The following is an 11,623-nucleotide window of genomic DNA, read 5'->3' as shown; positions in this document are numbered from 1 at the left end:
CTTCTGCGGTAGCCGGTCCTGCCACACCCGCGGGTGTTCGACGAGGTGGTCGTCGACCGACACGATCTGGTGGTGATCCTGAAGCGGCATCGCATGCTCCTTCGCATCTGACTGATTTGATTGGGTTCTGACGCAACGTCTTGTTTTCTGACGCTTCGTCTCACAGACTATATGACGTACACCACAAGCGTCCATAGGTTGAGAGGCACGACATGAACTCCCCTGAACAGCCCGTGGGAGCCGCAGCGCGGGACAAGGTCGACGAAGACGACCACGACCTGTTGACCTTCGGCGAAGCAGGCGAACGACTCCGGCTCGAAGTCGCCGCCGCCGCCGCCGAGGTCGAACGACTGGAGAAGTCCGGCTCCGAGGAAGGGCGCGAGAAGGCAGTCGCCCGCCTGGAGGCCCTCCGATCGGCTGCGGCCCGCAACAGTGCGCAACCCATCAACGACACCAACTTCGAGAAGTTCTTCGGTTATCCCGGGAAGGCCAAGCGCAACCTCCCCGGACCCCCGGCGACGTGAGCGCCGCGCCGGTGCGTGTCCACCGGGATACTGCACCCATGGGGTCGATTCCTGACAAGACGCGTCGGCCCGGCTACGCCCCCGTTGCGAACGCCGGGGTCGGGCGCCGTGGCCTGCACACCCGCGACCGCATCCTGGCCAGCGCGGCGGAGGTGTTCCTCGCCAGCGGGTTTCACGGAGCCTCACTCGACACGATCGCCAAGGCGGCGAATGCCTCGCGCGCCACCGTGTATCAATACTTCGCGGGCAAGGAGGAGATCTTCCGCGAACTGAGCGCGGAGTCGGAACGTGATGTCCTCGCGCACGGCGAACGGCTGGGCGTACTCGGCCCGACGATCGCCGGCCTCGTGGAGTTGCATCGTTGGCTAGTGGAATGGGCCGACATCTATGACGCTCACGCGGCCGTGTTCGCGGAGTTTCCCGGCATCGGCACCCCGACGGGATTGTCCGTCATCGATGCCGGCGAGGTCGCCGAGAAATACCGCATCGAAGTCACCGACCGCCTCCGCAGCGCCGACCTGCGTGGACTCGACGTCCACGATGCCGCCGCAGCTCTTGGCCGTATTCCGCACATGGTGAACCTCTACCGGTACCGGGCAATGTTCCCTCTGCCGGATCGGCCCGTCGTGTCGTGGTCGCTGTCGGTCGCCTTGCAGCTGATGTTGTTCCCAGACACCCCGGCCGACGTCATCGGCGCGGCAACCCCGCACGACGTCGGCGACCGCACCGGCCCGAACCTGCCGGCAACAGAACCGGTCGAATCGCCCACGGCGACCGCCACGCCGTTGACCCCGATCGCGCACGATGTGCTGTCGGTCAGCTCGACCCTGTTCGCTGAACGCGGGTACTACGCAGTCGGCATGGAGGAGATCGCGGCAGCCGCCGACGTCAGTCGCGCGACCCTGTATCGGTACTTCAGCACCAAGGTCGAGATCCTCGCCGAACTGACCCGCCGGGCAGTCAGCGAGATCGAAGAGCAAGCCACGACCCTGCCGGCGACGGCCACGGGCGCACTGACCACGTGGATGCTCGGCTACGTCCGATTTCATCGTGAGTACCGCGGGGTCATCCGGGCCTGGTTCGACGGAACGGTGGCGGAGCAACTGTCCGACGCGGTGGTCGACCACGGCATCGGCGCGATTCACGGCGCGATCGACGCGTTGCTGACCGCCGTCGAACCTCCGGCAGGCGTCGACCGCGAAGTGGCAGGCGCGGTGTTCCTGGCGGTGTTGGGACGGATGACCGAGCCGACGTCCCCCGGCGAGGAAGAGAGCGACGAGCGGGCGGCCGAGCTCATGGTGAACCTGCTGCGACGTTCGATCCTGCGGTCGGCATAGTCAGCGTGCACCTGTCGACAGGTCAGCGCGCAGCCGCTTCTTGTCCACCTTGCCGCTGGCCAGCACCGGCAGTTCGGTCACCAGCACCATCCGACGCGGCACTTTGTACCTGGCCAGGCTTCGCCGCACGTGCTCCTGAACCGCTTCCAGCGTCGGCGACGCACCACTGCGTGGCACGACGACCGCACAGACCGCCTCACCCCACTTCGCGTCGGGCACTCCTACCACCGCGCAGGCGGCCACCCCGTCGACGGCTACGACCGCGTCCTCGACCTCGGGTGAGTAGACGTTCTCTCCGCCGCTGATGATGACGTCCTTCTTTCGGTCCACCAGATACAGCAGGCCGCGCTCGTCCAGACGACCGACGTCCCCGGTGCGACACCAACCGTCGCGCAGCGTCGCCTCGGTGGCCGCCGTGTCGTTCAAGTAGCCGCGGAACATCGAGTCCGATCGCACGACGATCTCGCCCGCCTCCCCCGTGGACACGTCGTGTCCGTCTCCGTCGGCGATGCGCACCTGTGTGCCGGGAAACGGGAAACCCACTGAGCGCAAACGTTCCTCAGCGTCAGGGCCATCGAGGGCATGCAGTTCGCGCGGCAGCCCGGACACGATGACCTCCGTCTGCCCGTACAGGTTGAGAAAGCCCGCGTTGGGAAGTGTGGAAATCGCCCGCTGCAGCGTGGTCACGGTCATCGGTGCAGCCGAATAGACCACCGTGTGAATCGATTTCATCCCCGAAGCGTTCCCGACCTCGTCGAGGAGCGCCTTCAGCATGACCGGCGCGAGGTGCAGCACGGTGATGTTCTCGTCGGCGATCAACCGCACTGCTTCGGCAGGGTCGAACTGCTGTTGCAGCACGACCGTACCCCCGCGGGCGTGTAGCCCACCGACGATCGCCAGCGCGCCCACATGGAACATCGGCATGTTGATCAGGCCACGATCAGCGCTGCCGCAACGCATTTCGTTGTTCATCGCGTAGTCGATTCGGCGCAGCTCGCGCTGCCCGACGATGCAGCACTTGGACGCTCCGGTGGTGCCGCTGGTGAACAGCAAGCAGGCGATGTCGTCGGGGGCGGAGAGGAACTCGGGCTCGCCACCTCGGCCGCCTGCGACGAACTGCTCGTAACCGGTCATCCCCGCGGGCGCCTCGCCACCGATGACCACCGCGAGCGGCGCCGACGGCAACCGCGACACGATGTCGGCGAGCGCTGGGACGAACTCGTCGCCGACGAACACCACCGAGGGGTCCACGCGGGTCAGCACATCGGCCATCTCCGGTGGTGAGAGCCGGAAGTTGACGGTCGCGAGGATGATTCCGCTGAGCTGAGTGGCCGCGATGACCTCGCCGAATTCGATGCCGTTGCGGCTCAACACCGCAACGCGGTCCTGGCGCTGCACCCCCGCCGCGGCCATCGCCGACACCAGCCGTACCGCCCGGTCTCGCAACTGGGCGTGGGTGACAGTGCGGTCGCCGTCCCGGTAGGCGATCACGTCGCCGAAACGCACGGCGTTGTCTGTAACGATGTCACCGAGAGTCATGTCGTATCCGTCGCCACCCATCAACGGCTCCTCGGATTGCGCACTCGATACACCGACGCGAGCACGACCGAGTGGAGATCGTCGGTCACGTTCACGTCCGCCGCCGTTACCGGCTGCTGAGCAGCATCGACCCGGCCACGGGGCCGCCACCGACTCCGACAGCCACGACCTCTGGCGTCTTCGGGGCCTGACGGTCGCCGCCCTCACCCCACATCTGCACGCACGCCTCGTGCAGGAAGCCCATGCCGTGCAACCGACCTCCGGAGAGTTGTCCGCCACTGGTGTTGATCGGCAGCGACCCGTCCAGCGCGATACGCGAACCGTCGCCGACGAACTCACCGACCTTGCCGTGGTCACAGAACCCCAACGCCTCCAGCCACATCACGGTCAGGAACGAGAAGCCGTCGTAGAGCTGGGCCATGTCCACGTCGGCAGGCGTCAGCGCGGTGTGCTCCCACAGCGTGACGGCCGAGTCGTGCGCGGCCATCGTGGTGATGTCGGCGCGTTGGTCCCACGTGGCCCGTTCGAACATGCCCGGCCCCACCGACTCCACCGTCAACGGGTGCCGCGGCAGTCCATTGGCAGCTTCGCGGCGCGAGACGATCACCGCGGTGGCGCCGTCGCAGGGCACGTCGCAGTCGTAGAGGCACAACGGCTCGGAGATCATCCGGGCGCCGAGGTAGTCGTCCATCGACATCGGCTCGCGGTATACCGCGTCGGGGTTGAGCCCGGCGTTGGTGCGGGCGTTGATCGCAATGCGGCCGAGGTGCTCGCGCGTCAGACCGAAGTCGTGCATATAGCGCTGGGCAGGCATCGACAGCCAGTTCGCCGCCGACAACGCACCGAAGGGCGCCATCCATTCCAGGTGCGGGGGCAGTTCGCCGCCCCCGAACAGCACCGAGGCCCGGCCGCCGCCCGCCTGCGCCGCGGCGGTGGATTCCCACACCGACCGGTACACCACGACGTGGTTGGCCAGGCCGAGGCTGACCGCCATGCACGCCTCGATCGCAGGGCCGATCTGGCCCGCCGTCTCCATCGCCGAGACGTACCACCGGGAGCGCAGTCCCAGTGCATTGCGCACCTCCTGAACGGTGGCTCCGGAGAACCCGGCGTCGGGCACGCCCGGGCCCGGATAGCTGGCAATGCCGTCGACATCGTCCACGCTCAACCCGGCGTCCTCGATCGCCCGAAGCACTGCCTCGAGTGTGAGGTCCAGTCCGGTGCGGCCCAGCCGCCGGCCGACCTGCGACTTGCCAGCCCCGGTGAGGACGGCCTTTCCGTCGAATGGTCCTCTCATCATGAATCTCCTTTAGCTGGACACCTTGGATGTCAATCCTCGGAGGCCGATCCCCAGTATGGCGCTGACGCGCTAGGTCTCCGATGTCGGTGGCGGTGGTTAGCGTGCGGGTATGTCGCGTTTTCGGCTGGTGCCCGCTGCTGAGCAGGAAGAGGCGTTGCTGGCGCATTGCCGGGACGCGCGGTATGTGTGGAATCTCGCGGTGGAACAGCATCAATATTGGCGACCAGGACGCAAGGCTCCGGGTTACACCGAGCAGGCCGCGCAATTGACAGAGGCTCGCGTGGAGTACGGATGGCTGCGGGCCGGCAGTCAGACGGTGCAGCAGCAGGCGTTGCGGGACTTCGCGCAGGCAATGCAAAACTTCTTCTCTGGCACGCACGGTCGACCGAGCTGGCGCAAAGCTGGTGTGCACGAAGGGTTTCGGCAAGTCGCGGTCAAACCACGTCACGTCCAGCGACTGAACCGCCGATTCGGTCGCGTGTGGGTGCCCAAGGTGGGCTGGGTGCGGTTCCGGCTGTCGCGCCCGGTGCCCGCGGGTGTCAAGTCCTACCGGGTGACCCGGGATCGGGCCGGTCGCTGGCATGTTGCGTTCGCCCACGTCCCGCACCCCGTCGCCGGTCCGGGTGATCGCAGCGTGGTCGGCATCGACCGTGGCGTCGCGGTCTCGGCGGCGCTGTCGACAGGTGAACTCCTGCATGCTCCTGGCCTGAGTCGCGGGGAGGCCACGCGGTTGAAGGTATTGGAGCAGCGACTCGCCCGGGCTAAGCGTGGGTCGGGCCGGCGTGCCCGAACCAAACTGGCGATCGCGAAACTCAAGGCGCGTGAGGCCGACCGGCGCAAGGACTGGATCGAGAAGGCCACCACCGACATTGCGCGGCGTTTCGACACCATCAGGATCGAAGCCCTCAACGTGCGCGGAATGACCCGCAGCGCGCGGGGGACTGTCGAGCGACCCGGTGTCGGAGTCGCGCAGAAGCGTGGACTGAACCGGGCCATCAGCCGCAGCGGTTGGGGACTGTTCGCCGCGCGCCTGCAGCACAAGGCTGCTGGTCGGGTCGAGCAGGTTCCGGCTGCCTATACGTCGCAACGATGCTCGGTGTGTGGGCACGTCGCTCCCGGGAACCGCAAGAGCCAAGCGGTCTTCGAGTGCGAGGCCTGCACTGCGCCACGGTGCAACGCCGACGTCAACGCCGCACGCAACATCGCCGCCGGACGGGCGGTGACAGCACGGGGAGACCTCGCCGGTAGGCGGTCTGCGAACCGTGAACCTCAACTCGCTTCTCCTGTCGCGTAAGTGAAGGGTTGGGGAGTGAATCCCCGGACTCCAGTCCAGGGAGGACGTCAACAGAAGACGAACCTAGCAATCAATTCGGCGACGGCGGCCGGTTTGTCGACACCGTCTATCTCGACGGTGTGGCGCACCGTCAGATTGACGGTGTCGTCGCCGACGGGGGTGGCATCGGCGAGGTGAGAGCGGACCCGGATCTTGCTGCCCGCCGTCACCGCGGACAGGAAGCGGACCTTGTTCAGGCCGTAGTTGATGCCCATCTTCGCGTTCTCGACGCGGTAATTGTCCTTGCTCACCCCGGGGATGAGCGACAGCGTCAGGAAGCCGTGGGCGATCGTTGCGCCGTAGGGACTCTCGGCCTTGGCCTTCTCAACGTCGACGTGGATCCACTGATGATCCATCGTGACGTCGGCGAATTCGTTGATGCGCCCCTGATCGACGTCAACCCATCGGCTGACACCGAGTTCCTCACCGATCGTCGCTACCGCGTCGTCCACGGACGTGATCACCTTCACCGACTGCTCCCGTCGTCCCCTACCCGAAATACCGATATCTATTTAACGGTATAGACTAGCTCCGCCAGGCGGGCAACCAGCCTGCACAACGGACGATCTTGGGAGACATATGGCCAACACCACGTCCCGCGCAGCGATCGTGGCTGCTGCTCGCACTGCCATCGGCACGGCGCGCCGAGGCACGCTGGCCAATATGCCGGCGACCGAACTGGCCAAGCCCGTCGTGACAGCCGTCATCGAACGCTCCGGACTCAACGCCTCCGACTTCGACGACCTCGTTCTTGCCGAGAGCATGCAGGGCGGCGGCGACAGCGCACGTTACATCGCGGTGGCCCTCGGCCTGGTCGACGTCCCAGGACTCGCGGTGAACCGCCAATGTGCATCGAGCCTGTCGGCGATCGCGATCGGCGCCGGGCAGATCGCTGCGGGTATGAGTCGCGCCATCCTGGCCGGCGGCATGGAGTCGATCTCCACCGGGCCGATACTGCAGAAGCGCAAGCCCTTCACCAAGGGCAAGTCGGCCGAGGACTACGAGCAGTGGTTCCCCGAGTCGCATCCGCCGACCGCCGAAGCCCCGGCAATGGACATGTCCATCACCGTCGCGCACAACTGCAACGTCCAGTACGGGATCACCCGCGAAGACCAGGACGAGTGGGCACTGCGTAGCCATCAGCGTGCCATCAAGGCCATCGACGCCGGGTCGTTCACCGACGAGATCATCCCGATTCAGGTACCCCAGGCCGACGGCAGCACGATCACGTTCGCCGAGGACGAGCATCCTCGCCGCGGCAGCTCGATGGAGTCATTGGCCGGGTTGAAGGTGCTGCATCCGGAGATCGAGGGCTTCTCGGTGACGGCGGGGAACTCGTCGGGCATCAACGACGCCGCCGCTGTCGTCGCACTGGCGTCTCCCGACACCCAGCAGGACGTGCTGGCCAACGTGCTGTCGTGGACACAAGTGGGGCTTGATCCGACCCGCACCGGCAGCGGACCGATCAAGGCCATTCCGAAGGCGTTGGAACTGGCCGGCCGCAAGCTAGAGGACGTGGCGCTCTTCGAGATCAACGAGGCATTCGCCGCTCAGGCGGTGGCATGTGCGCGCGAGCTCGGACTCGACGAGGAGATCGTCAACGTCTACGGCTCCGGCATCAGCCTCGGCCACCCGATCGCCGCGACGGGTGCCCGGATGGTCACCTCCGCGATCTACGAATTACGCAGGCGCGGTGGCGGAATCGGCGTGCTGTCCATGTGCGCCGGCGGCGGCATGGGTGCCGCGATGGTCATCGAGGTGGCCTGAGATGACCGTACTGATCACCGAGGGACTGTTCCGCGTCGACGGCGAGCGCACCGTCTTGTTCGCCTCGCGCAGGCGTTCGTCGGGGGTGATCAAGTTCCCCGCCGAGCGGCCCGAACTCTTCGACGGCGACGCGGAGATTCAGGACGACATCGAGGCGATCGAGTTGTCCACCGAGGGAACGCTTTACACCTACACCACCCAGGAATTCCCGCCGCCTCTACCGTACAAGGGCAACCGGGATCCGAAAGTCTTCAAGCCGTACGTGGTGGGCTTCGTCGAGTTGGCCGAGGGCGTGCTGGTGGAGACATTGATCGTCGACGCGACCCCGGCCGAGCTGCGGATCGGCCAGCCCCTCGTTTCGACCACCACGACGCTGCAGTCCGCCGACGCCGAGCCGGTGCTGACGTTCGCGTTCCGCCCCGCGGGCTAGGGTCCAAGGGGTGACGGACCTGGGCACCCCCCGCGTCGGGCTTCACCCCTTGCACGGAGTGCACCAGCCGACGACCGGTAATCCGCTGCGGCGCCGCCGGTCTGCGCGCCGAACCACGTCGATCGACATGACCCGCGACGAGGGTTCGCTGGATCCGGTCTACCTGAACGGGCGGGCGCGCGACATCTGGACCGACGAGGACGGCGAGGTGTCCGAATTCGGTGCGGCCGGATTGTCGGCCACCATCGAACTGGTGGCCCGCGTCGTCCGACACGTCGAAGTCGTGCCACCCGTGGCAGCGGTGGCTCACCTCTCGGGTGCACCGGCGATGAGCGGGTTCCGCGCCGCCGCCGACAAGGCTGCTCCCGAGCTCCGGGCGACTCGCGATCTTCGCTACACGCTGCTCGACGACGTCCCCGTCGCAACGTTGATCTCCGGCCACGCGCTATCGGCGTCCGGGATACTCGGGGACGTCGGGAAGTCGGGCTATCTTCCCGTCGCCGACCAGTGCGCGGGCTTCGCGACCGGTGGGCTGCTGATGACCTCGTTCGAGGCGGGCGACCCCGCGATCGTCACCGGCCCCGAGGCTCCCGACCTCGATCACGACGATGACCCGTTGGCGTGGCACCCAGTGGCGCAGTTGCCGCCGCAGGCGATGCGCCGCCGGCGCCGGATCGACGTATACGACGACGGAGCTGGGCGATTCGAGATCGACGCGATGTTCCGCGACACCTACGTGCGGACGGACGGCGTCGAGACGATCATCCACGAGTACACGCTGGCCGCCACGGTGGACGCCGACACCGGCGTGATCGTCGCCTCGGACGCCACTCCGCGGGTTCTGCCCTGGCAGGAATGTCCGGGAGCGGTGGCCAGTGCGGCGCGAATCACCGGAATGACGTTGGGCGAGCTCCACTTCCGCGTCCGGCGCGAACTGTTCGGCACCAGCACGTGCACCCACCTCAACGACTTGTTGCGCAGCGTCGCCGACGCCGAGGCGTTGATCGCCCGGGTACGCGGTGGCTAACCTTCAGCCCGGACGTCAGGGCACCAAGGTCGATGGCTCGCCCAAGGTCAGCCGGAGCACCAGGGTCGGAGTGATCAGGAACAGCCAGTAGGTCACGTTGAACGTCAGAATCCACGCCACCGCGCGCAGGACGTCGCGCTTGAGCCCATGCGGCAGGGCCGGTTTGGCGATGAGCGCTTCGAAACGTGGTCGTCCTTCTGCGTTGGTCCAGCCGATGAGGAAGGCAGTGACGGCGCCAAACAGCCCGAACGGAATGTTGGGGTATAGCAATGGCATGGTGCCCGCATCACTGTGCACCACCGGTCCGACGGTGTCGACGTAGGTCCACAGCCCGAGCGTCTCCACGGAGACGTACTCCATGACCAGGTTGAACACGATCAGCACCGGCCCTGCCGTGACCAGGCTGAGCACGAGCGGGTGAACCCGCGGCCAACGTCGGCCCGCCCACTTCTGAAGTGCCAGCATCGCAAGGAACGCCGCGGTCATGAACACCGGGTAGGAGGTGAGATTCATCGCGGGCTTGTCCGGGGTGGTCCACGTCGTCGAACCCCACGGCAACATGTGGAAGTCTGGCGTCCACAGCAGGTATGCACCCCAGTCGGCGTAGAACTCCTGCCAGAAGATGCTGAACCCGGCGAAGGCCAGCAGCCCGAGTACCCCCAGCTCGCCGCGTTTGCGGGTGTCGATCACCACCCAGACCAGCAGCGCCACGAATGCGACGGCGGAAACGATTTCGAACCAGTTCGCGGCACTCATGACAACTCACCAACGCGTTCGGGGAATGGCTGGCACACGCGGTGAACGACCCTGGCACCCAGGTGCTGAGCGACCCATCTCGAGATGCGGGCCTCGTCGGTGGTCATCGGACGGCCGCGGCTGGCTCACCCTCCGGATAAAAGCTTCTCGCCCAAAGACGTAACTGCTTGAACCCTGCGGCTTCCGACGTCGTCAGGCCCGGTGGGTCCATGTAGACCTGGTGCTCCCAGATCGCGATGTCATCCGGCAACGCAGCCTGGGCGGCCGTGAGGCGTTCGTCGTACCTACCGCTGGCTTCGTCAATCCAGTAGGTGGAGAAGATGTCTGACGTCGCATCGTCGACGGGGGTGGCGCAGATGGCGATGACCCGGTAGCCCTCCCTGGTGTGCTCGCCGTTGAACGCGATGCCGAGACCCGACCAGTAAATCTCCAAAGTGTTGGTGGTCTCCCCCGGTTCGTCGACTCCGTCGCTCCACCGTCGACCGAAGCCGACCTTCGCGGACCAGGTGACATCGTCGGTGTCCTCCCGCAGCACGGTCGGACTGACGGGCGTCTTGTGGACGAACCGGAAATGATGGGGATCGACGGCGTTCTCGGCGATGACCTGAGGGTGCACGTGGATTCCGGCGAACCTGATCCGCGCCTCGGGTCCGACCGGAAGGTAGTCCCGAGCGTGGATGTGGTCGCCGAGCACTCGCAGTCCGTCGGGTACTTCCCACATCGGGGCGCGTCCGGACGCATCGTGCCAGATGTAGATGGACTCGTTGAGTTCGGTCACCGGCCAGGATCGAACCTTGCGTCCGCGGTTGGGACGGTTCTCGTACGGGATACGCACGTTTCGGCCCTCCCCGCTCCATACCCAGCCGTGGAACGGACACTGAATGCCGTCCTCGACCACGCAGCCGCCCTTGGACAGGTTGGCCCCGAGGTGCTGGCAGTGGGCGTTGAGCACGTGCACCGCGCCGTGGAGATCCCGGAAGGCGACGAGCTCGACGCCGAAATAGCGCAGACCGATGACGTCGCCCTCGGCGATGTCGGCGCTCCAGGCGACCTGGAACCATCCCGTCGGCTGCATGCTGGGCAGGCCTTTCACATGTCCTCCTCGACGCGGTGCAATGCACCATCTGCTCAATGTTCTCCACGGTATCGGGAATGGCGTTCCCACACAACAATCGTGTTAATTTGGGAAAGGCATTCCCGGGGATTGGAGCGGTGGCATGACGGATGACGGTCGCCAGTCGGAACGCGACGCGATCATGCGGGCCGCGTACCGACTGATCAGCGACGGCACCACCTCGGGCGCCGCAAGCACGTCGATTGAGCGGATCCTGCAGACAGCGGGAGTGAACCGACGGATCTTCTACCGGCATTTCGCGTGCAAGGACGACCTGATCATCGCGATGCAGGCGTGGGCAGGCGACCTGATCATGGCCGACCTGCAGAACGCAATCGCAGCAGCGGACACGCCCGCCGGGGCGGTCGCCGCCTGGATCGAGCATTACTTGAGTATCGGCTGGCAGAAGGCTCGATTCCGCGACGCACTGGCCTTCATGTCCACGGAAATAACTGGTGCGCCGGGCATTGCCGCGGCGTTGGAGGCCACCTATGAG

Annotated in this window: 12 protein-coding genes; 7 read left to right on the top strand and 5 right to left on the bottom strand. The window is 66.2% G+C overall.

Annotated features, from left to right (window positions below; genetic code table 11):
- Nucleotides 1–212: 212 nt before the first annotated feature.
- Nucleotides 213–524 (top strand): acyl-CoA synthetase, encoded by a 312-nt coding sequence (locus tag ACRDUX_RS21795; RefSeq protein WP_526416407.1) that lies wholly within the window; start codon nucleotides 213–215, stop codon nucleotides 522–524.
- Between the two features lie 38 nt (nucleotides 525–562).
- Nucleotides 563–1,861: a TetR/AcrR family transcriptional regulator gene (locus ACRDUX_RS21790; protein ID WP_526416405.1), complete on the top strand. Its 1,299-nt coding sequence runs from the start codon at nucleotides 563–565 to the stop codon at nucleotides 1,859–1,861.
- Here the strand turns inward: ACRDUX_RS21790 and ACRDUX_RS21785 are convergent, their stop codons facing one another.
- Entirely contained in the window at nucleotides 1,862–3,421 is a 1,560-nt protein-coding gene (locus ACRDUX_RS21785) for a class I adenylate-forming enzyme family protein (protein ID WP_526416403.1), read from the bottom strand.
- An 85-nt stretch (nucleotides 3,422–3,506) separates the two neighbouring features.
- A complete protein-coding gene (locus ACRDUX_RS21780) occupies nucleotides 3,507–4,700 on the bottom strand; it encodes a thiolase family protein (RefSeq protein ID WP_526416401.1) in 1,194 nt (397 codons plus the stop codon).
- Nucleotides 4,701–4,809: 109 nt separating this feature from the next.
- On the opposite strand from ACRDUX_RS21780, the gene ACRDUX_RS21775 reads away from it, so the two are divergent.
- Nucleotides 4,810–5,994, top strand: coding sequence for a transposase (locus ACRDUX_RS21775; protein WP_526416399.1), 1,185 nt, complete (start codon nucleotides 4,810–4,812; stop codon nucleotides 5,992–5,994).
- A gap of 47 nt (nucleotides 5,995–6,041) precedes the next feature.
- Here ACRDUX_RS21775 and ACRDUX_RS21770 read toward each other — a convergent pair whose 3' ends face one another.
- Nucleotides 6,042–6,503 (bottom strand): MaoC family dehydratase, encoded by a 462-nt coding sequence (locus ACRDUX_RS21770; protein WP_526416397.1) that lies wholly within the window; start codon nucleotides 6,501–6,503, stop codon nucleotides 6,042–6,044.
- A gap of 109 nt (nucleotides 6,504–6,612) precedes the next feature.
- Here ACRDUX_RS21770 and ACRDUX_RS21765 point away from each other — a divergent pair, with 109 nt between their 5' ends.
- Genes ACRDUX_RS21765 through ACRDUX_RS21755 form a run of 3 tightly spaced genes read left to right on the top strand, consistent with a single transcriptional unit; the run spans nucleotide 6,613 to nucleotide 9,257 of the window.
- Nucleotides 6,613–7,800 carry a thiolase family protein gene (locus ACRDUX_RS21765; protein WP_526416395.1) on the top strand — a complete coding sequence of 396 codons (1,188 nt, stop codon included), beginning with the start codon at nucleotides 6,613–6,615 and terminating at the stop codon, nucleotides 7,798–7,800.
- 1 nt (nucleotide 7,801) lies between these two features.
- A complete protein-coding gene (locus ACRDUX_RS21760) occupies nucleotides 7,802–8,230 on the top strand; it encodes a Zn-ribbon domain-containing OB-fold protein (RefSeq protein ID WP_526416393.1) in 429 nt (142 codons plus the stop codon).
- A 10-nt stretch (nucleotides 8,231–8,240) separates the two neighbouring features.
- Nucleotides 8,241–9,257 carry a DUF2889 domain-containing protein gene (locus ACRDUX_RS21755; protein ID WP_526416391.1) on the top strand — a complete coding sequence of 339 codons (1,017 nt, stop codon included), beginning with the start codon at nucleotides 8,241–8,243 and terminating at the stop codon, nucleotides 9,255–9,257.
- A 15-nt stretch (nucleotides 9,258–9,272) separates the two neighbouring features.
- Here ACRDUX_RS21755 and ACRDUX_RS21750 read toward each other — a convergent pair whose 3' ends face one another.
- Entirely contained in the window at nucleotides 9,273–10,013 is a 741-nt protein-coding gene (locus ACRDUX_RS21750; RefSeq protein WP_526416389.1) for a spirocyclase AveC family protein, read from the bottom strand.
- A gap of 103 nt (nucleotides 10,014–10,116) precedes the next feature.
- Nucleotides 10,117–11,106 carry an aromatic ring-hydroxylating dioxygenase subunit alpha gene (locus ACRDUX_RS21745; RefSeq protein WP_526416387.1) on the bottom strand — a complete coding sequence of 330 codons (990 nt, stop codon included), beginning with the start codon at nucleotides 11,104–11,106 and terminating at the stop codon, nucleotides 10,117–10,119.
- Nucleotides 11,107–11,230: 124 nt separating this feature from the next.
- On the opposite strand from ACRDUX_RS21745, the gene ACRDUX_RS21740 reads away from it, so the two are divergent.
- Nucleotides 11,231–11,623 (top strand): TetR/AcrR family transcriptional regulator (locus ACRDUX_RS21740; RefSeq protein ID WP_526416385.1); only part of this gene is annotated, 393 nt, incomplete at its 3' end.

This window comes from Mycobacterium sp., assembly GCF_050701675.1.
In the GTDB taxonomy this organism is placed as follows: Bacteria; Actinomycetota; Actinomycetes; order Mycobacteriales; family Mycobacteriaceae; genus Mycobacterium.
The sequence above is the reverse complement of the archived record's forward strand: the minus strand, read 5'-3'. Positions and strand labels throughout refer to the sequence as shown.